The 19,662-nt window shown below is 72.0% G+C and carries 15 protein-coding genes; 10 read left to right on the top strand and 5 right to left on the bottom strand.

The window, feature by feature from the left end; translation table 11 throughout:
- Positions 1 to 101 precede the first annotated feature (101 nt).
- On the top strand, positions 102 to 1,181 hold the full coding sequence (locus ACFWVC_RS36515; protein WP_384297910.1) for a WxL protein peptidoglycan domain-containing protein: 1,080 nt from the start codon (positions 102 to 104) through the stop codon (positions 1,179 to 1,181).
- A 289-nt stretch (positions 1,182 to 1,470) separates the two neighbouring features.
- Here ACFWVC_RS36515 and ACFWVC_RS36510 read toward each other — a convergent pair whose 3' ends face one another.
- Positions 1,471 to 2,406: an alpha/beta hydrolase gene (locus ACFWVC_RS36510; RefSeq protein ID WP_384297907.1), complete on the bottom strand. Its 936-nt coding sequence runs from the start codon at positions 2,404 to 2,406 to the stop codon at positions 1,471 to 1,473.
- Positions 2,407 to 2,579: 173 nt separating this feature from the next.
- On the opposite strand from ACFWVC_RS36510, the gene ACFWVC_RS36505 reads away from it, so the two are divergent.
- From ACFWVC_RS36505 to ACFWVC_RS36485, 5 genes are all read left to right on the top strand, one after another.
- Entirely contained in the window at positions 2,580 to 3,380 is an 801-nt protein-coding gene (locus tag ACFWVC_RS36505) for a GNAT family N-acetyltransferase (RefSeq protein ID WP_384297904.1), read from the top strand.
- Positions 3,381 to 3,465: 85 nt separating this feature from the next.
- Positions 3,466 to 4,068, top strand: coding sequence for a TetR/AcrR family transcriptional regulator (locus tag ACFWVC_RS36500; RefSeq protein ID WP_384297899.1), 603 nt, complete (start codon positions 3,466 to 3,468; stop codon positions 4,066 to 4,068).
- Positions 4,069 to 4,286: 218 nt separating this feature from the next.
- Positions 4,287 to 5,036 (top strand): SDR family NAD(P)-dependent oxidoreductase, encoded by a 750-nt coding sequence (locus ACFWVC_RS36495; protein ID WP_384297893.1) that lies wholly within the window; start codon positions 4,287 to 4,289, stop codon positions 5,034 to 5,036.
- Positions 5,037 to 5,082: 46 nt separating this feature from the next.
- Positions 5,083 to 5,940: a TIGR03620 family F420-dependent LLM class oxidoreductase gene (locus ACFWVC_RS36490; protein ID WP_384297888.1), complete on the top strand. Its 858-nt coding sequence runs from the start codon at positions 5,083 to 5,085 to the stop codon at positions 5,938 to 5,940.
- A 120-nt stretch (positions 5,941 to 6,060) separates the two neighbouring features.
- The gene (locus ACFWVC_RS36485; RefSeq protein ID WP_384297884.1) at positions 6,061 to 6,813 is read left to right on the top strand and encodes an SDR family NAD(P)-dependent oxidoreductase; all 753 of its coding nucleotides are present in this window, start codon (positions 6,061 to 6,063) and stop codon (positions 6,811 to 6,813) included.
- 80 nt (positions 6,814 to 6,893) lie between these two features.
- Here the strand turns inward: ACFWVC_RS36485 and ACFWVC_RS36480 are convergent, their stop codons facing one another.
- The 4 genes from ACFWVC_RS36480 to ACFWVC_RS36465 all read right to left on the bottom strand — a co-directional run bounded on the left by ACFWVC_RS36480 (position 6,894) and on the right by ACFWVC_RS36465 (position 12,514).
- Complete coding sequence (locus tag ACFWVC_RS36480; RefSeq protein ID WP_384297879.1) at positions 6,894 to 7,253, bottom strand: DUF805 domain-containing protein; 360 nt, start codon at positions 7,251 to 7,253, stop codon at positions 6,894 to 6,896.
- Positions 7,254 to 7,742: 489 nt separating this feature from the next.
- Complete coding sequence (locus ACFWVC_RS36475; RefSeq protein ID WP_384297873.1) at positions 7,743 to 10,262, bottom strand: CehA/McbA family metallohydrolase; 2,520 nt, start codon at positions 10,260 to 10,262, stop codon at positions 7,743 to 7,745.
- A gap of 246 nt (positions 10,263 to 10,508) precedes the next feature.
- Positions 10,509 to 11,144: a TetR/AcrR family transcriptional regulator gene (locus ACFWVC_RS36470; RefSeq protein WP_384297870.1), complete on the bottom strand. Its 636-nt coding sequence runs from the start codon at positions 11,142 to 11,144 to the stop codon at positions 10,509 to 10,511.
- A gap of 53 nt (positions 11,145 to 11,197) precedes the next feature.
- Entirely contained in the window at positions 11,198 to 12,514 is a 1,317-nt protein-coding gene (locus ACFWVC_RS36465) for an MFS transporter (RefSeq protein ID WP_384297867.1), read from the bottom strand.
- A 185-nt stretch (positions 12,515 to 12,699) separates the two neighbouring features.
- On the opposite strand from ACFWVC_RS36465, the gene ACFWVC_RS36460 reads away from it, so the two are divergent.
- The 4 genes from ACFWVC_RS36460 (at position 12,700) to ACFWVC_RS36445 (ending at position 19,620) form a co-directional block, all read left to right on the top strand.
- Positions 12,700 to 13,317, top strand: a complete 618-nt coding sequence (locus tag ACFWVC_RS36460) for a TetR/AcrR family transcriptional regulator (protein WP_384297860.1) — start codon at positions 12,700 to 12,702, stop codon at positions 13,315 to 13,317.
- Between the two features lie 330 nt (positions 13,318 to 13,647).
- A complete protein-coding gene (locus ACFWVC_RS36455) occupies positions 13,648 to 14,094 on the top strand; it encodes a nitroreductase family deazaflavin-dependent oxidoreductase (RefSeq protein ID WP_384297855.1) in 447 nt (148 codons plus the stop codon).
- A gap of 195 nt (positions 14,095 to 14,289) precedes the next feature.
- Positions 14,290 to 14,898 (top strand): DinB family protein, encoded by a 609-nt coding sequence (locus ACFWVC_RS36450; RefSeq protein ID WP_384297848.1) that lies wholly within the window; start codon positions 14,290 to 14,292, stop codon positions 14,896 to 14,898.
- A 204-nt stretch (positions 14,899 to 15,102) separates the two neighbouring features.
- The gene (locus ACFWVC_RS36445; protein WP_384297844.1) at positions 15,103 to 19,620 is read left to right on the top strand and encodes a S8 family serine peptidase; all 4,518 of its coding nucleotides are present in this window, start codon (positions 15,103 to 15,105) and stop codon (positions 19,618 to 19,620) included.
- The last annotated feature ends 42 nt before the right edge of the window (positions 19,621 to 19,662 follow it).

The following is a 19,662-nucleotide window of genomic DNA, read 5'->3' as shown; positions in this document are numbered from 1 at the left end:
GTGCCGCACTCCGTCCACAGCTGGTGTGCGCACCGTTACCACGGGGGGGGGGGGGCCCGGTCCGGGCCCCGCCCCGCCTCCCGTTCCAGGAGAATCCCGAGATGCACGCACCCGTAACGCGCCGGACGACCACCGTCCCAGCGCTCGTCCGCACCGCCGCCCTGGCCCTGCTTCTGGCCTTCGCGTTCACCGGCCTGAGCGGCGGCCCCGCGCGGGCAGCCGACGGCGACGTGACGTGGACCGTCAGGACGGCCGCGAACGGGTACGGCGACGACCGGTCCAGCTTCAGCTACGACGTGAACCCCGGCGGCCAGGTCAAGGACGCCATGGTCGTCGCCAATCACAGCAAGACCGCGCTGCGGCTGGCGCTCTACGCCGCGGACGGCTACACCACCGAGACCGGCCAGCTCGACCTGCTCACCAAGGACAAGAAGTCCGTCGGGATCGGCGCCTGGGTCCACGCCGACCGCGACAGCGTCGTGATCAAGCCCGGCAAGACCGCGCAGATCCCCTTCACCGTCACCGTCCCGGCCAACGCCACGCCCGGCGACCACGTGGGCGGCATCCTCACGTCCCTCAAGCAGTCCGACGACGCCGCGGGCATCAACGTGGACCGGCGCCTCGGCATCCGCGTCAAGCTGCGGGTCAGTGGCGCGCTCAAGCCGCAACTGGCGATCGAGGACCTGCACGTCGACTACTCCGGCTCGGTCAACCCGTTCGCCAAGGGTGACGCCACCGTCACCTACACCGTCCACAACACCGGCAACGCCACCCTGTCGGGCCGCCAGGCGGTCTCGGTCACGGGCCCGTTCGGATGGCTGAGCACCAAGGCCGGCGACATCGCCGCCCCGCCGGAGCTGCTCCCCGGCGAGAGCTGGAAGGTGAAGGTTCCGGTCCACGGTGTCGCCCCCGCCGTGAGCCTGGCCGCGCACGCGACCATCACCCCGCTTCTCACCGACGCCTCGGGCACCACCACGCCGCTGACGGCAGTCGAGGTCACGGCCCACGGCTGGGCCGTCCCCTGGACGCTGCTGGTGCTCGTGGTCGTGGTGATCGCCGCCGTCGTCGGCGGCCTGCTCCTCACCCGCCGCGCCCGCGCAAACCGCAAGGTGCGCGAGGACGCCCGCGTGGCGAACGCCGTCGAGCAGGCGCTTCGCGACCGCACGACGCAGAAGAGCTGACGCGCCGCACGGTGCGCGTCGCCGGGCCTCACTTGGCCACGACGGCGCGCACCGTGCGCGAGTGGCGCGGGGGTGCGGGAGGGGTGGGGGTGCGGGCGGTGCGGTCCGCGGCGCGGGCAAAAGTGCGCGGCGCGGGCAGAATTACCCTAGGGAGATCACATCATCCGCCCGCGCCTCCACTGGAGCCCTGTGCCCCGATGGTGGTTCAACCCTAAACCAGCACGTCTCCACCGACACAGTGCGGGCCCCGGATAACGGACATCGAGCACCGGATAGCGGACACCGCGCGTCACCGTGCCTTGTCGTACGCGGCCACGACGAACGAGATGACGTCGCGCCGCAGTTCGCCGCCGTGCGGCCCGAGCCGGATCATGTCGGTGCCGTGGTAGCCGCTCCGGTCGACGACGAGCCGCTTCCGCGTCGCAGCGGACGCCGCGTAGACCTCACGGACCTGCTTCTCCACCGCGCCGTTCATGTCCCCCGGGGACACGGCGAACAGCGACGGGGCATCGATCTTCCGCACCGCCGCCACCGCGTCGACACCGCCGCACCTGGCAGGCGAGGACATCATGAGCAGCCCCACCACCGGGAGTTCGCCGTCCGCACCGGCGACGGCCGCCGTGGTGCCGCCGCACGAGGCTCCGCCGAGGAACACCCGCTCGGCGCCGAGGCGCTTGAGTTCGGCGAGGCCGGCGCGCGCGTCGCGGTCGATGTGCTCGTTGTCCGCGACGTGTTCGGAGGCGCCGTGGTTGCGGTACTCCGGGATCACCACGCGGTAGCCCCGCGAGGCGAGTTCCTTGCCGATGTCGAGGAACGAGCAGATGTTGTAGCCCTGTTCGTGATCGAGGAGCACCCCGTCGGGGCCGTCCCCGAGTTCGAGGGCGGACAGGTGGACGCCGTCGCTGGTGGTCAGCGTCGTGGCCTTGTCACGGAGCGACTTGGGAACACAGGTGTCGACGAGGTGCCCGGCGTCCGTGCGGGTCGTCCGGTCGGGCCAGCTCGGGGTGTAGTTCACGGGCGGGTGCGAGGCGGGCCGCCGCGAGGGCGGCACCGCGGAGTGGGACGGGGTGGCGGAGCGTGCCGGGGCGGGCGAGCCGGCCGACGGCGGCCGTGCCGCCCCCTTCGCGGAGTCCGGTGCACCGGCCGCCTGGGGTGTGGAGGAGCAGGCCGACAGCCCGCAGAGGCACAGCAGGGCGACCGGGATCGCCGAGCGGATTGTTCTCACGTTCGTCCTTGTGTGTGGGGTTCCCGGGACCGCCTCCGCGCCGACACGGAGCGGCGCGGCGGTCCGTTCGTCCTGACAGACGTGCGACTCCCGTGCGCGTTGCGGGCAGGGCCGGAATTTCTGCACCAGGGGGCGGAGCCACACGTTTCACACGGCTGTCTACGATCAGTGTCATGAACCCTCGCACCATCGACCCGTCCCGCGCGGACGCCGCCGCGCGCGCCTGGGGCGAGGCGCTCCGGCGCATCGCCGGCGCCGAGCCCCGTATGCGGCAGCACGCCGGCCGGGACGAGACCCACATGATCTTCACCGGCAGTGCGGCGCCCAGTGTCAACGGCGTGTACTCCTTCGCCCCCACGCCCTCGCCGGAGCAGATCGAGTCGCTCGCCTCCCTCGCGGCACGCACGGCCGGGGAATTCCCGCGGCCGGTTCCGTGGTGCATCCAAGTGCGGTCGCGCCCGGACCAGGCGGTGCTGCGGACGGCCGCGCGCTACGGCCTCACCCAGCAGTCCTGGGAACCCCTGATGGTGCGGGACCTGCGCACTGCTCCCGGCACCCCCGGGGCCGAGCAGGGCCTGCGGGTGCGCGCGGTCTCGGGAGCCGAGTCCGACAGCTATGTGACCGCCATGGCAGAGGGTTTCCAGGCGCCCAGGGAGATCTTCGCGGCCCTGGCCACCCCGGCCGTCATGGACGAACCCGCCATCACGGCCTACGTGGGCGAGGTCGACGGCGTGGCGGTCGCCACCGCCATGGGCATCGTGACCGACAGCCATGTCGGGGTCTTCAACGTCTCGACCGCCCCCGCGCACCGCAAGCGCGGCTTCGGGCAGCGGATGACCGAGCACGTCGTGGCCGAGGGCCGCCGCCACGGGGCCGGGACCGCCTATCTGCGTGCCAGCGACATGGGACTGTCCCTCTACACGTCCCTCGGCTTCGAGGTCGCCGAGCACTGGACGTATCTGACCGCTCCCTGACGTGTGCGGCGATCGCCGGGTCCGGTTCTGCGGGACCGGAGTATCTTAGCAGTGACTAAAATTCCGTCCCGGACCGGAGGCGACCATGGCAGGGGGCCGACCGCGCGCCTTTGACAGCGACACCGCCCTCGACCGGGCCCTGGAGGTGTTCTGGCGCCAGGGCTACGAGGGGACCGGGATCTCCGACCTCACCAAGGCGATGGGCATCAACAACGCGCCCAGCCTCTACAACGCCTTCGGGAACAAGGAGCAGCTGTTCCGCAAGGCGCTTGATCGGTATGCCGACGGCCCCGCCCGCTACATCCGCGAAGCGTTCGCGGAGCCGACGGCCCGCGCGGCCGTGGAAGCCCTCCTGCACGGCGCCGCCGACGCGACGACCGATCCCGGCCATCCGCGCGGCTGCATCACGGTGCAGGGCGCCCTGGCGTGCTCCCCGGGCGCGGAGGCCGCGCGCGACGAACTGACGGCGCGCAGGGCCGCCGGCGAGGCGGCCCTGCGGGAACGGCTCCAGCAGGCGGCCAAGAGCGGCGAGCTCCCGGCAGGCAGCGATCCCGAGGGCCTCGCGCGGTACTTCGCCACGATCTACCAAGGTGTGGCCGTCCAGGCGGCCAGTGGCGCCACCCGGGAGCAACTCCACCAGATCGTGGACATGGCCATGACCGTCTGGCCGCAGCAGCCCGGCGCCTGACCCTCCCGCCCCGCCGGCCCCGCCGCCCGTGTGCGGCGGGGCTGGTTCGCATCCGCCCGCCGCCCGCCGCCCGCCCGGAAGTCGTCAGGGCGGCACGTTCCCCCCTCCGATTGACACGCGCTCCCGGCCGGTCTAGTTTTTTAGTAGTCACTAAAAAATGCGCACACACCGGGACCTGCCGTGTCGCGCGCACACCACAGATGTGAAGGAGCACCCCCATGGGTCAACTCGACGGCAAGACGGCCATCGTGACCGGCGGTACCAGCGGAATCGGCCTGGCCACCGCGGAGCGCTTCGCGGCGGAGGGCGCACACGTCTTCGTCACCGGCCGCCGCCAGGACGCACTCGACGCGGCCGTGGCCAGGATCGGCCACAACGCGACCGGCGTACGCGGCGACGTCGCCGTTCCGGCCGACCTCGACCGGCTCTACGCGGCCGTCGCCCGGCAGAACCGGCGCATCGACGTGCTCTACGCCAACGCGGGCGGCGGTGAGTTCGCCACCTTGGAGCAGGTCACCGAGAAGCACTTCGACCAGACCTTCGGCATCAACACCAAGGGCATGCTCTTCACCGTCCAGAAGGCACTGCCGCTGCTGAACGACGGCGCCTCGATCATCCTGACGTCCTCCAACGCCGGGTCCCTCGGCAACGAGGCGTTCGGCGTGTACGCGGCCTCCAAGGCCGCGGTGCGGTCCTTCGCGCGCACCTGGGCCGCCGAGCTCAAGGGCCGCTCGATACGCGTCAATGCGGTCAGCCCCGGCACGATCGACACCCCCGGCATCGACAGCCTCGCCCCCGACCAGGAGCAGGCCGACCGACTCAAGTCCTACATGGCCGGCACAATCCCGATGGGCCGCATCGGCCGTCCCGACGAGGTGGCCGGCGCCGTCCTCTTCCTCGCCTCGGACCAGAGCGCCTTCGTCACCGGCATCGAACTCTTCGTCGACGGCGGTCGCAACCAGATCTAGGCAGACGGCTCTGCCGAGCCGCGCTTTCACAGATGGGACAGAGGACATGCGATTGGGCCCGACAGGGATCTGGAGTATCGAACTGCGGACGGCCGGTCCGGACGAGATCGTCGACGCCGCCGCCGAACTCGACGAACTGGGCTGGGGCGCCTTGTGGATACCGGGTCTGGGGGGCGGCGACGTCCTCGGCGACTCGGAGCGTCTGCTGCGGGCGACGCGGACGGCGAAAGTGGCGGTCGGAGTCGCGAGCATCTGGCGGCATCGGCCGGACGAGATGGCGGCAGGGCACGCGCGCCTTCAGAGCGCTTACGGCCGGCGGCATTTGCTCGGCCTCGGCGTCAGCGACCCGGCAGCCGCCCAGAGCGCGGGGCAGCCGTATCGGCCCTTGGCCGACATGTCCGCCTACCTGGACAGGCTGGAGCAGGCTCCCGCGCCGGTGCCCGCGGGCGAGCGGGTCATGGCGGCACTCGGCCCCAGAATGACGGAACTGGCCGCACAACGCACCGCTGGCATCCATCCGTTCATGGTCACCCCGGAGTACTCGGCCGCGGCACGGGAGCGATTGGGCGACGGACCTCTCATCGCGCCGTACCAGGCCGTCGTCCTCGAAGAGGATCCCGGCAAGGCCCGCAGCGCGGCGCGCGAGTTCCTGGGAGTGTTCCTCGGCATGGACCACTATGCGCGGAACCTGCGCCGCCAGGGGTTCACCGAGGACGACCTCGCGCGCGGCGGGAGCGATCGTCTCATCGACAGCGTCGTGGCCTGGGGAGACGTCGAAGCCATCGGCAGGCGCATCCGCGCTCACCATCAGGCGGGCGCCGATCATGTCTGCCTGCACGTGGTGGGCGCGGGCCCGGCGATGCCGCTGCCCCAGTGGCGGGAGCTGGCACCCCTCACCTCCTGAGCCCCGCACGCCGGGCGGCTCCGCCGAGCGTCACGCCGAGCAAACTTTGGACTTGCGGGTCCAAATTTTGCGACGCAAGGTGGGCACCGTTCCGTCCGCACCCAAGGGAGCAGCACGATCATGACCGCACGTCTGCAGCACAAGACCGCCCTGGTCACCGGGGCCACCAGCAACATCGGCCGGGCCATCGCCCTGGCCTTCGCGGCGGAGGGGGCGCATGTGGCCGTCTCGGGACGCAGCCGGGAACGAGGAGAGGAGGTCGTGGCGGAGATCCGCGCGCAGGGCGGGGCCGCCACGTTCGTCGCCGCGGACCTCGACGGCAGCGCCGCCGCCTCGCGGCGGCTGGCGGAGGAGGCCGGGCGCGCACTCGGCGGGCGCATCGACATCCTGGTCAACAACGCGGGCATCTACCCGGGCCCCACGACTCCCGACACCGACGAGGAGACCTTCGACCGGGTCGTGGCCGTCAACGTGAAGGCGCCCTTCTTCCTCACTGCGGCCGTCGCCCCGGCCATGGCCGCGGCCGGCGGAGGCGCGATCGTCAACCTCGGGTCGTGGATCGCCCGGCTTGGCATACCCGTCGGCGCGCTCTACAGCTCCACCAAGGGCGCGGTGGAGACGCTCACCCGGGCTTGGGCCGCCGAGTTCGGGCCGGGCGGGGTGCGGGTCAACGCCCTCTCCCCCGGAGTGGTCCAGGCCCCCGGCCACAGCTCCGAAGCGCTGATGGCGGGCACCCCGGCGGGGACCGTCGGCTCGCCCGAGGACATCGCCCAGGCCGCGGTGTACCTCGCCTCGGACGAGGCGCGGTTCGTCCACGGGATCACCCTGGACGTGGACGGCGGCCGCACGACCGCCGCCGTGATCGCCGCCTGACGCGCGGGCGGAAGCCCGCGGACGGCGGGGCGGTCCCGGGCGCCGTCGACCGGGACCGCTCCGCCGTGCGCCGTCGGACGTCAGACGGCCGGCCGCTCCTCGAGCTTCGGGTTCACCCCGAACTCGTTGTCGCCGGGCTGGCTGTCGCCGCAGAAGAAGACCAGCAGGATGATGCCGCCGATGCACGGGATCAGGCCGAGCAGGTACAACCAGCCACTACGGCCCGTGTCGTGCAGCCGGCGGACGCCGACGCCGATCGTGGGCAGAAGGACCGCGAGCCCGTACAACGCCGGCAGCAGGGTGAAGTCGATCGCGCGGCCGACGAGGAGCAGCACGATGTAGATGATCACGTTGAACAGCGTGAACATCCAGTACTCGGTGCGGCGCGCTCGCCCCTCGAAGACCGCGTACTTCTTGAGCACGTCGATGTACCAGTGCATGTGATGCCCCCAAGGTCATGTTCGAAGCCCGTACTGAAGGATCGGGCAGGCGGAAGTTATGAGTCTTGAGCTGCGCAGGTCAAGACACGTTTCGATAACCGGCTCCGCGCTCCGACCACCGGTGTGCAGCGCCGCGTTCGCCCCGTCGACGCCGGGCGGCAATCCGTCCGCCTCCGGCTTCCGTTTCGATGCGGACAGGCCGTCAGCCGGCCCGTGTCGGACAACCTCAGGAATCCCCGTGCTCCGCGATCTCGTCGTCCGTTCCGTCCTCGGCGCTCTCAAGGCGGTGGGCTACGCGTACTGGTACCTCTGGCGCCGGCGCACCTACGTCTCGTACCACGACGTACGGAACATCGATTACCACGGTGTGACTCGACTCGGTGAAACGGTGGACGGGACGCCGGTGCCGCGACCGTCCGGCCCCGGCGACGGCGGTAGCCGTACGAATCCGGGGCCGGACGGGGCCGCGCAGGGCCCCACGGGGCGGGGTCAGGCGAGACGGGTCCGGTAGATCTGCTGGGTGACGTCCCGTTGGGTGCGGGTCGCGCCGCGGTCGGTGGTGAAGACGACCGTGCCGTGGTGCAGGGCGGGCCAGGTGTTGTTGCCGAGAGTGGTGACCTGCTCCGCGTCCGACCAGGTGCCGGCGGTGTCGAGCGTGGCGGTGCGGACCTTCCAGCGCCAGTCCGCGGACCGGGAGTCGTACCAGACCGCGCGCACACGGCCGTCGGGGTCCTGGGCGAGCCGGGCGCGCTGGCTCATCGCGTCCGGGTCGAGGGCGACCTGCCGGTACGCGCTCCAGGTGACGCCGCCGTCGGTCGAAGTACTCGACCGCAACTGGGGGTTGGCGCCGGAGCTCTGCAGGGCGCCGGACTCCCAGATCGCCACGAGCGTGCCGTGCCCGTCGGCCGCGACGCTCGGGTGCCGGTCCGCGCGGTCGGTGACCGCGCTCACCGCGACCGGGGTGCCCCAGGCGCGGCCCGGTGCGGTGCGGACCGCGGCGAGGATCTGCCAGTTGTCGGGGTCGGTGCCGCCACTGGCCGGCTGGCCGGGCGGCGGGGTGTGCCCGGTCCACAGCGGGTCCGGGTCGTACCGGTCGTCCTGCCAGGTCACGACGGCGTGCTTGCCGCCGACGACGGTGACGGCCGGGAAGAGCGAGGCGGGGTAGCGCGGTGACCGGGCGTCGGCGGGGGTGCCGGGGCTGGTGGTCTTGCCCGCCGCGGAGACGTTCACCGCCGCCTTGTCGACGCCGACGATCTGCGCGTACACATCGAAGGCGCCGCCGCTGTTGTCGGACCAGACGACCAGCGGGTGCTTGTCCTCGATCAGAGCCAGCGCGGGGTTGATCGCCCGGCCCTTGCCCTTGCTGACCTTCTGCGGGGACTTGAAGGAGGAACCGCCGTTGCCGCTGGTCGCCATGAGGATCACCGGCCGGTGCGGCTGCTCCTTGCCACGTTCGTCCTGCCACACCACCCACACGTCGTCGCCGTGGGCGGCGATCCGCGGGAAGCGGGCGGTCGTCGAATCGCCGGACAGGGTACGGGCCTTGCCGGGCCGGCCCTTGCGGTCCAGCCGGACGTGGACGATCCGGGTCGCCTGCTCCTCGTGCACCTCGGCGACGACGTGGGTGACGTCACCGGCCACCGCCACGTCGGCGAAGCCGGTGAAGCCGCCCTGCTCGCCGGTGACCCAGGCCGCGCGGTCGGCGGTGGTGTCGGCGGCCGGCAGCGGGATCTCCGGGGCGGGCTCGGCGGGCGCGCCCACGGACAGGAAGACCGGCGAGGTCGCGGCGCGCAGCTGGTCCGGGAGGGTCGGGTCGGCCTCCGAGCCCGACGCGCTGCCGGGCGAACGGACCTCGACGCGGTACCAGGTGTGGTCACCGCCCTTGATGTCGAGCGGCAGTTCGTACGTCTCGTTCTCCGTGCGCGGGACGAAGGTCGCGACCGGTCCGGCGGAGCGGCCGGGTGCGGCGTACACGTGCACGGTGGTGCCCTTGCCGGACCTCACCTTCACCCGCAGGCTCGCCTTCCGGGGCAGCTTGCGGCCGGTGACCACGATCTCGTCACCGCCGATCGCCTCGTAGACGCCGTCGCCGTCCGCGTCGGCCTCCAGGGTGACGAACGGGCCGGTGATGTTCTGCGAGACGGTGGTGCGGCCGGCCCGGAATCCGTCGAGGATGCCGCGGACCGAACGCTGCGCGGCGAAGACCCGGGTGGTGGGCTCCCCGGGGCTGTCGACGTCCCACAGTTCGCGGAAGTGGCAGTCGCTGGCGGCGGCCACACCGAAGCGGAAGCCGTGGTTCCAGCGGTTCTCGGCGTACTCCATCTCCACGTCGGGGTCGCTCGCGACGTTCAGCACCTCGACCAGGTCGCTGCCCTGAACACTCGCGTTGGCGTTGACGCCGCCGGCCCTGGTGTACTCGCCGTCGTCGGGGTGGGCCTGCGACCACACGGCGTTCTGGGCGTGGACGTCCCACACCGACTGCTGGACGTGCCGGTAGGCGGCCGAGCCGGGCGGGTTGGCGCCGTCGACCACCACGTCGACGTTGCCGAGCACGATGGCGTGCGGGGAGCCGTTGGCCTCCTCACCGGGCAGGAGGAGCAGCTTGGAGGAGGTCCACTGCGGGTCCCACACCTGGTCGAAGGTGCGGTGGTCGGTCAGCGGCATGAAGTCCAGACCGACCTTCTCGCCCTGGGCGATCTGGTCGCCGACCGGGAGGTTGCCCGGGAGGGTCTGCTTCGAGGTCTGGCGGGGACCGCTGCCGTCGGAGGAGTGGTCGTCGTGCACATGGGTGTCGCCCGCCAGCCACTGGCCCTTGGGGGCCTTCGCTCTCCTGGCGGCCGCGGCCGGGGCGGGCCGCCCCGAGCGGCTTGTGACCGTCGCGGCGTCGGCGACGCCGGCGCCTATGGTCGCGGCGGCGACGGCCGCACCGGCCGCTACGAGCAGCTTCCTTCGCGGCAGATGGCCGCCGACCGGCCGGTCGGGGACATTGGGTTGCGTCGGGGCATGCATCAGGACAACCGCCTTTCGTCCACTGCCCTGAGGAAGGGCAGTGCGATCAAGACGCTAGAAAGATGCATGCGCAGATACATGAATTCGCCGCGAAGGGGCCCTTCATGTCTGCGTAACACCGCGAGCCGTGGCCGCGGACGGCACACCAGGCCGGCCATGGCCGGCCGCGACGCATGACGGCCCGGGTCCCCCGCCCGGTCGGGCTCCTCCAGCGCCGACCGGCGGCGCGCCCCCTGGGCGCATGGATCACTCGGGGCGGCCGCCGGACGCCGCCGTCTGTGACGCGAGGGCCGCGTCGAGGAGCACCGCCGCGACCTCACGGGCAGCGGAGGCCGCGCCGGGGTCGCCGTCCATCCGTGCGGACACCGCGGAACCGTCGTAGAGCAGATGCAGCCGGCGCCCGAGCGTCTCCGGGTCCACGACGCCCGCCTGCCGCGCGAGCTCCGTCAACAGGCCGCGCACCCATGCCCGGTAGTCGTCCGACGCCTGCTCGGTGCTGCTGCCGGGCTTCGCCTCGGCGCCCGCCGCGATGAAGGCGCAGCCGCGGTATCCGGGGGCGGCGAACGACTCCTCCAGGGCGTCGAAGACGCCGAGCAACCGGTCTCGCGGGTCCTGGTGGCGATCGACGGCGGCAAGGACGCGGCCGGCGTTGGTGGTGTGCCGGGCCCGCAGGTAGGCGTGGACCAACTCGTCCTTGCTGCCGAAGGTGTTGTAGAGGGACGCCTTGGCCACGCCGGCTCGTTCGATGATCCGGTCGATGCCGACGCTCTGCACGCCCTCGGCGTAGAAGAGCTCGTTGGCCGCGGTCAGCAGGCGTTCGCGCGCGGGCGGCCTCGTCGCCTCGATGCGCTCAGCGGGTGAGCCGGTGGTCTTGGCCGCCATCGCTGCTTCCTCCGATTCCCTGTGATCCGCGGGCCGTCGGCCCCGCGTCCACCCTAGTTCTGTACCACGGCGCCGACACCGCGCTTCTCCGTCAGCAGTCCGACCAGCGCCAGCAGGGCGAGGACGATGATCGCGGCCCCGTACTCCCGTGCCGTGGTGATCAGGCCGCCCGCGTGGACGACGAGGTATCCGGCGATGACCGCCGGCAGTCCCATGCCCAGGTAGGACACGACGTACAGCAGTGACAGCACGCCGGACCGCTCGTGCGCCTCGGTCAGCGGTATCACGCTGCGGATGCCGCCCTGGAATCCGCAGCCGAAGCCGACGCCGGCGATGGCGCTGCCGGTGAAGAAGAGCGCGGGCGAGCCGGCCTGGATGGCGACCAGCGTCAGGGCGACGCCGGCGACGAGGGTGCCGATTCCGGTGAACATGACGCCGCGCGGCGGCGCGGTGCGCAGGACCAGGGTCGCCACGGCGGCCACCCCGGCCAGCACGAAGAGGGCCAGTCCGCCGTAGACCGCGGACGTGGAGTCGGTGAGGGTCCGTACCAGGGCCGGGCCCAGCGAACCGTAGAAGCCCGCGAGCGCCCAGACGGCGATCAGGACCGGAGTGGCGTTGAGGACTCCGCGCCGCACCGTCCGGGGCAGCTTGATGTCCGGGACCAGGGTGGCCAGCGCCCCGGGCGTGGGGGTCAGCGTCTCCCGCATGAGGAACACGCCGAGGGCCTGGAGAGCGAAGACCGCGACCAGGACCAGGTACACCAGGTGCGTGGGCGCCGGCAGGTACTGGACGACGAAGGCCGAGACGAGGGAACCGCTCGCGGTGCCGAGGCCGGGGGCGAAGGAGTTGGCGACGGTGCCGCGCCGCTTGTCGACGTCCAGCATGCCGGCGCCGACGGCGCCGAGTGCGGCACCGGTGGACAGTCCCTGGATGACCCGGCCGATCATCAGCTCCGGCACACCGTGCGCGGTCGCGAACACGACCATCGCGGCTGCCTGGGCGGCGAGCGCCACCAGCAGGACCGGCCGTCGCCCGAGGTGGTCCGACAGCCGTCCGAGGGTCAGGAGCGACACCAGCACGGCGATCGCGTACACGCCGAACACCAGGGTGGTCGTGACCGGGGTGAATCCCCATTCCTGCTGGTACACGGCGTAGAGCGGCGTCGGCGCACTGGATGCGGCCAGGAACGACACGATGACCGAGGCCAGCAGGTAGAGCGCCGCCCCCTGGGGCAGCACCCCCGCGGCGGATCGGCGACGCGACGCGGAGGAGACGATGGGGGCCGTGGTACGGGCGTCCCCCGCGGTGCCGGCCTCGGCCGTCAGCGTCGCAGTCGCGCTGTGGTCGGGTGAGGTGCGCTGCTCGGGCATGCCACCGTCCTGTGAGTGAGTGGATCGGTCGTTCCCCGTATTGGGTAGACCGGTCTGTCCAACCAGGCGGGACCGGGATTCCTTCCCGATCCGCGAAAAAAGTGGAAGACAGCCTTCCGGCGGGCATCTCCGCAGGCCGTCACAGGTTATGGACCGGACGGACCACAAAGGCGTACGGTAGGGCCATGGGTAGAAAGCGAGGCTTCGACGAGGTCACCGTGCTGGACGTCGTCCGCGACAGGTTCTGGTCCACCGGATTCGAGGGGACGTCCACCTACGACCTCATGGAGGCGACCGGGCTCGGCAAGGGCAGTATCTACAAGGCCTTCGGCAACAAGCGCGACCTGTACCTGCGGGTGTTCGCCGACTACTGCCACGACCTCGTCGCGCAGGCACACGAGCAACTGAAGGGCGGCCCCGGCGCGGTCCCGGCGTCCCCGGTGGCCCGCCTGGAGACCTACCTGCTCTCGATCGCCACCGCCTTCGCCGCCGAATCGCCCCACCGCGGATGCTTCCTCACCAAGGGCACCGCGGATCTCGCGGCGGAGGACGAGAAGGTGGCACAGACAGCCCGCCGCGCTTTCGACGATCTCGCCTCCGCCTTCGCGGCCGTGATCCGCGAGGCGCAGGACGCGGGGGAGGTGTCCGACGAGGCGGACTCCACGGCGCTGGGATATCTGCTGCTGAGCGTCATCCGGGGCGTCGACTCGCTGGCCAAGGCGGACGTCGACGGTTCCACGCTGGAGCGGACCGTGCGCTGCGCCATGGCCCTGATCCCCCGGCCCGCGACCGCCGGCGCGTAGCGGACGGACCCACCCGGGAGTACCGCGCACCCCCGCCCTGCACGGGTCGCGGTACTCCCGGGATTTTTTTGTTGACCAGGTGGACCACTTCGCTTAATGTGGACCACCTGGTCAACAAAGAATCTTGGTCCCACCCGGTCCCGGCTTCGCGGTGGTGAGACCCCCAGGCGGACGGATGCGACCGTTCCCGCCGGCGCTTGCGAACCCGACGTTCCCCGCGCCCCCCGGCACCATCCGCGCCGGACGAAGCAGCCATCGAACCCGGGCCCGGCCCGAAGATCCCGACGGCCCGCGCCATGAGCAACGACTGGACGACGAGGAGCACGATCAATGCCTCTGCACGGTGAGTACGAGCCCAGCGCCACCTCGTGGGTGCGCGACCAGGTCGCGCAGTACGAGGCCACCGACGGCGCGGAAGGGGGGACCTTCCTGGACCTGCCCGTGATCATCCTGACCACCAAGGGCGTCAAGTCCGGGAAGATCCGCAAGATGCCCCTGATGCGGGTGGAGCACAACGGCTCCTACGCCGTGGCCGCGTCCAACGGGGGCGCCGACACGCATCCGTCCTGGTACCGCAATGTCGTGTCCCACCCGCTCGTGGAGGTGCAGGACCGCGCGGTCAAGCGGGACATGATCGCCCGCGAGCTCCAGGGCGAGGAGAAGGCCGAGTGGTGGAAGCACGCGGACGCCGCCTACCCGCCCTTCGTCGACTACCGGGCCGGGACCGAGCGTGAGATCCCGCTCTTCGTCCTGGAGCCGGCCACGGACGAGGACTGAGCGCGGCCATCGACCGGCCCGGGTGGGGCGCGCACGGCGGGCCGGCCGGCACCGCCCCACCCCGGCGGCACATCCCGCCGATGGCCCACTGGCGCCGCCTGGCCGCCATCGTGAGCCCGCGGACGGACTGACGGACGCACTGCGACGGCCGCCCGTGGCCGGCCCGGCCGCCGGGCAGACTGGCAGACTCCCGGGATGACCGAATCGAAGGCCAAGGCCGACCTCGCCCGCTATCTGCAATCGGCGCGCAACGCCCTCCTCTGGAAGCTCGACGGACTCTCGGAGTACGACATCCGCCGCCCGCTGACGCCGACCGGCACGAATCTGCTGGGCCTGGTGAAGCACGCCGCCGGTGTGGAGGTGGGGTACTTCGGCGACACGTTCCGGCGTCCCTTCGGTGAAGCGCTGCCGTGGCTCGCCGAGGACGCCGAACCGAACGCGGACCTGTGGGCGACCGCGGACGAGTCACGCGAGTACATCGTGGCCCTGTACCAGCGGGTGTGGCGGCACGCGGACGCCACGATCACCGAACTGGCACTGGACGCGACGGGCCACGTGCCCTGGTGGATCGAGGGCCGACAGGAAGTGACACTTCATCAGATCCTTGTGCACGTGACCACCGAGACGAGCCGGCACGCGGGACACGCCGACATCGTCCGCGAACTCCTTGACGGCGCGGTCGGGATGGCCGAGGGCAACGACAACATGCCTGCGGGCGACCGTTCCTGGTGGGAGAACCACCGGGAGCGGCTGGAGCGCACGGCCCGGGAAGCCGTCCGTCAGGGGGACACCCCTACCCCCTGACCGGCTCCCGCCCGGGCGGGCGGTGACACGTGCGTCCACCCGCCGCCACTGAACCCGACCTCGGCGCTGGCCCCTTCTGGCCACTGTCCGGTATCGGAAACCCCAGCTCTTGGTCATCGGAGGATCACCCGGCTAGAACTTGTGTGCGCCCGCACGGCGTTCACCCGCCGGGATGGCCGGCCATCCCCCGAAAAAGGAGCTTTGGTGGCACCTGCACCTCCGCCTGCTCGCCCTCCGGTGAAGCGGCGGTCCGTCGCCGCCGCCGTCGCGGTCGTCGGCCTGCTCTTCCCTCTGGCCGTTGCCCAGTCCCCAGCCGTCGCGGCCCCGCCCCCGGCTCCGTCGTCCGCCGGTACGGCGTCCGCGACCGGGCAACCGCCCGCCGGGGGGCGGTACATCGTCACCCTGCGGGAGCCCGCCGCGGCGACGTACACCGGCGGTACGGGCGGCAGGGAGCGCACCGCGCCCCGTGCCGGCGAAGGCCTCAAGTCCGACTCCGCGCCGGTCCGCGCCTACCGCGACCATCTGCGGCAGGGCCAGCGGGACGCGGCGGCCTCGGTCGGCGCGCGGGTCATCTCGTCGTACTCCGCGGCGCTCAACGGCTTCACGGCCGAGCTGAAGCCGGAGCAGGTCGAGCGGCTGCGCACCGACCCGACCGTGGTGTCGGTGGTCAAGGACGAACTGCGCAAGCCGCTGGCCGCCGTGACCTCGACGGACTACCTCGGGCTGAGCGGCGACCAGGGCGTGTGGGCCGCCAACGGCGGCGTCGGGAAGGCGGGCAAGGGCATCGTCGTCGGCGTCGTCGACACCGGCATCGCCCCCGAGAACCCGTCGTTCGCCGGCGCGGCGCTCGGCAGGGAGCCGGGTCCTGAGCCCTACCTCGACGGCACCACCATCAAGTACCAGAAGGCCGACGGCGGTACGTTCAGCGGCACGTGCACGCCCGGCGTGCAGTTCACCGCCGCGGACTGCACCACCAAGCTCGTGTCGGCGCGGTACTTCGTCGACAACTTCGGCGCCGGCCACATAGGCGGCACCGCGATCGGCGAATACCTGTCACCACGGGACGGCGAGGCGCACGGTTCGCACACGGCCAGTACGGTGGCCGGCGCGAACGGGGTCGACACCGACCTCGGCGGTGTCCCGACCGGCAAGATCTCCGGTGTCTCACCTGCCGCCAAGGTCGCCGCCTACAAGGCGTGCTGGAGCGGTCCCGACGCCACGAGCGCCGAAGACGACGGGTGCGCCACCGGTGACCTACTGGCCGCGATCGACGCGGCCGTGGCCGACAACGTCGACGTGATCAACTACTCGATCGGCTCGGCCGGCGGCGCCCAGAGCACCGACTCGGTCGTCGACGAGGCGTTCCGCAACGCCGCCTCGAGCGGCATCTTCGTCGCCACCGCCGGCGGCAACGCGGGGCCCGACGCCAGTACCGTCGACAACGCCTCGCCGTGGATCACGACGGCCGCGGCGAGCACCATCCCGACCCGCGAGGCCACGGCCGAGCTGGGCGACGGCGTGAACCTGCTCGGGGCCTCGGTCTCGGTGCCCGCGGCCGGCCGCCCCGTCACCGGCCCGCTGGTGGCGGCGTCCGCCGCCGGGACCGACATCGCCACCCAGTCCAAGCTTTGCGGCCCGCAGACCCTGGATCCCGCCAAGGTGACCGGCAAGATCGTGCTGTGCGAGCGGGGGACCGTCGACCGGCTGGCCAAGTCCGCCGAGGTGAAGCGCGCGGGCGGGATCGCGATGATCCTGGTGAACCCGTCGCCCGACTCGCTGGATCTCGACGCGCACACCGTCCCGACCCTCCACGTCGACGCGGACGGCTACGACACGCTCGTCGCGTACGCCGCCACCGAGGCGCCGACGGTCACGCTGGTGGACGGCAATCCGCACCACCTGGCGTCGGCCGCGGCCCCGCAGATCGCCGGATTCTCCTCGCGGGGACCGCTGACGGCCGACGGCGGCGACCTGATCAAGCCCGACCTCGCGGCGCCCGGCGTGGGCATTCTGGCCGACGGCGCGAACGCCGCGGGCGGACGGCCCGGGTTCACCTTCATGTCGGGAACCTCGATGGCGTCGCCGCATGTGGCCGGTCTCGCCGCGCTCTACCTCGGAGTCCATCCGCAGGCGACGCCGGCCGAGATCAAGTCCGCGCTGATGACGACCACTTCCCCGACCGTCACGACCGACGGGAAGCCGTCCGAGGACGTGTTCGCGCAGGGCAACGGCCAGGTCGACCCGACCCGGTACCTGAACCCCGGGCTGCTCTACCTCAACGGCCCGGCCGACTGGGCGCAGTACGTAGCGGCCCTCGGCGGCGACCCCGCCGCGCCCGCCCCCTCCGAGCTCAACCTGGCCTCGATCGGCGTCGGTTCGCTCGCCGGGCGGCAGACGGTGACGCGTACGGTGACCGCGACCGCGGCCGGTACCTTCACCGCCGACGCCGTGCGGATCCCCGGGGTGGAGACCACCGTCGAGCCGTCGGCCCTGACGTTCACGGCCCCGGGCCAGTCCAAGAGCTTCCGGGTGACCTTCACCCGGACGACGGCTCCGCTGGACGAGTACGCCACCGGCTACCTGACCTGGCGGAGCGGCGAGCAGAGCGTGCGCAGCGCCCTCGCGGTGCGCCCGGTGCCCCTGGCCGCGCCGGCGGCGCTCAAGGCCTCGGGCAGTTCGGGCCGGGCCACCGCGACCGTGCGCGGCGGTGACGTCCGCGACGTACCGGTGAAGGTGACCGGCCTGTCCCGGGGCCTGCGGGTCCAGGGCTCGGGGACCGTCGGCGGCCCGGCGCAGAGCCACATCGTGCAGATCCCCGCCGGGACGACGCACGCGCGGTTCACGCTCGACGCCTCCGACGACACCGCCGACCTCGACTTGTCGGTCTACCGACTGAACGACTATGGCGACAAATCGCTGTTCGCCCGGGCGGCCACCGATTCCGCCGGTGAACAGCTCGACCTCGACGACCTGCCCGCCGGCCTCTACCAGGTCGAGGTCGACTTCTTCGCCGGTACCGGACCCCTCGGATTCACCGTGACCAGCTTCGTCCTGAACGACAAGGGAGCCGAAGGCGCGTTCACGGCCCGGCCCACCACGGCGAGCCTGACGATCGGCGGCACGACCGCCGTCACCCTGTCCTGGAGCGGCCTGCGCGACGGCGGGGTCTACCTCGGCCGGGTGGCGTACGGCGACACCGGCCGGAGCACGTACGTCACGGTCACCAGCGACCCCCGCACCGGCCCGCCCCCCGGTGACCCCGGCGCCCGGCCGGTGGTCACCGTGAAGCCCGACTACGCGGTGCCGGGCCGTCCCGTGATCGTCCTGGCGACCGGTCTGACCCCGGCCGTGGACTACCAGATCCGGATCAAGGGCTCCGGGCAGGTGCTCGCGAGCGGACGCACCAGCGACGACGGCGGCGTGGCGCGTTCGGTCACCCTGCCGGCCAAGCTGTCCGCCGGGAAGCAGACCATCGAGGTCCGCTACGCGGGCAGGACCGCCGGAGACACCTTCACGGTGAGTCCGCTCGTCCTGCGCGACCTCGAGCACGTCGACCAGCAGGCCTTCGACGGGAACCCCCTGGTCGCGCTGTCGGGCGGGGTCCAGGGCAAGGGCAAGGTGAAGGTCACCATCCGGAGCGCCTCGGGCGTCTACCTGGACCGGACCGTCCCGGTCGACTCCACCGGCTGGGCCTGGCTCAGCTGGAAGTCGGACATGGTCGAGAGCAGGCCGGAGAAGCTCACGGCCACCCTCGCGGTGGTCCAGGACAACGGGCGCACCGGGCAGACCAAGTCGGTGACCTGGAAGCCGGTCGCGGGGGACGCGAGTTCGGCGTCGATCACCAGGGACTTGAGGGCGGCGCACGCCGCGAAGCTGAGCTACACCAACAGGACCGAACGCACCGCCACCCCGACACTGCGTTACAAGCTGACCAGCGGGGACGAGATCTTCACGACCGTGATGATCGACCCCGGCAACACGTTCACCCGCTCCTACGACATGACCGGCGTCGACCACCTCGACCTGGTGCTCGACGGGGTCGCCGTCGCGACCTACCGCAACGGGCAGCAGAGCAGGTTCATCGGCCGGCCGGCCATGGCGGAGCCCTTCTACGCGACGTTCCACCGCGGACAGGGGCGGCACGAGGGCGATCCCGTGGCGATGACCCTCACCAACCGCCCGGCGGCGTACAGCGCCGAGTTCATCCTCACGGCCGGTGAGGGCACCGAGGTCTACGCGGGGACCAGCTTCTTCCACAACGAGAAGATCCCGGTCCCCCGCAGCACGCAGGAAGGAGCGCCGGTCTCCCGGACCCTCTCCGTGCCCTCGGGCCGGCCGCTGTGGGCGACGGCGGGCTTCGAGGTCCACAGCCCGATCATCTCGTACGTCGCGGACCGCTATCTGCTCATGACGCCGGTGAGCGCGGCCGACCTCGAGCCGGTGCGCGTGTTGCGTCCCGGCACGCAGTTCGTGGTCGGCGTCTCGCCCCGGCAGGCGGCCGAGGGCACGACCGTGTCGGTGACGGCTGCCGGGCTGTTCGCGCACGAGGCCTACACCGTGCGGATCGGCGGCCGGGTCGTCGGATCCGGCAAGGCCACGGCGGCGGGCTTCGCCCATGCCTTCGTGCGGGTCCCGCCGGCCCATGGCCGGACCACGTCGGTCCGGGTGACGGGCGCCCGGCCGAACCGGTCCGGCGCGACCGAACTGGGGACGCGGGGATAACCCGGTCGCCGACCGCCAAGGGACCGCCGGCCGACGTCTTGT

The organism is Streptomyces sp. NPDC058691, assembly GCF_042714775.1.
Taxonomy (GTDB): domain Bacteria; phylum Actinomycetota; class Actinomycetes; order Streptomycetales; family Streptomycetaceae; genus Actinacidiphila.
This window is presented reverse-complemented; position numbering and strand designations above follow the sequence as displayed.

Coding starts and splice junctions, on each gene's coding strand:
- ACFWVC_RS36515 (WP_384297910.1), top strand. CDS start 102: ATGCACGCACCCGTAACGCGCCGGACGACCACCGTCCCAGCGCTCGTC.
- ACFWVC_RS36505 (WP_384297904.1), top strand. CDS start 2,580: ATGAACCCTCGCACCATCGACCCGTCCCGCGCGGACGCCGCCGCGCGC.
- ACFWVC_RS36500 (WP_384297899.1), top strand. CDS start 3,466: ATGGCAGGGGGCCGACCGCGCGCCTTTGACAGCGACACCGCCCTCGAC.
- ACFWVC_RS36495 (WP_384297893.1), top strand. CDS start 4,287: ATGGGTCAACTCGACGGCAAGACGGCCATCGTGACCGGCGGTACCAGC.
- ACFWVC_RS36490 (WP_384297888.1), top strand. CDS start 5,083: ATGCGATTGGGCCCGACAGGGATCTGGAGTATCGAACTGCGGACGGCC.
- ACFWVC_RS36485 (WP_384297884.1), top strand. CDS start 6,061: ATGACCGCACGTCTGCAGCACAAGACCGCCCTGGTCACCGGGGCCACC.
- ACFWVC_RS36480 (WP_384297879.1), bottom strand. CDS start 7,253: ATGCACTGGTACATCGACGTGCTCAAGAAGTACGCGGTCTTCGAGGGG.
- ACFWVC_RS36475 (WP_384297873.1), bottom strand. CDS start 10,262: ATGCATGCCCCGACGCAACCCAATGTCCCCGACCGGCCGGTCGGCGGC.
- ACFWVC_RS36470 (WP_384297870.1), bottom strand. CDS start 11,144: ATGGCGGCCAAGACCACCGGCTCACCCGCTGAGCGCATCGAGGCGACG.
- ACFWVC_RS36465 (WP_384297867.1), bottom strand. CDS start 12,514: ATGCCCGAGCAGCGCACCTCACCCGACCACAGCGCGACTGCGACGCTG.
- ACFWVC_RS36460 (WP_384297860.1), top strand. CDS start 12,700: ATGGGTAGAAAGCGAGGCTTCGACGAGGTCACCGTGCTGGACGTCGTC.
- ACFWVC_RS36455 (WP_384297855.1), top strand. CDS start 13,648: ATGCCTCTGCACGGTGAGTACGAGCCCAGCGCCACCTCGTGGGTGCGC.
- ACFWVC_RS36450 (WP_384297848.1), top strand. CDS start 14,290: ATGACCGAATCGAAGGCCAAGGCCGACCTCGCCCGCTATCTGCAATCG.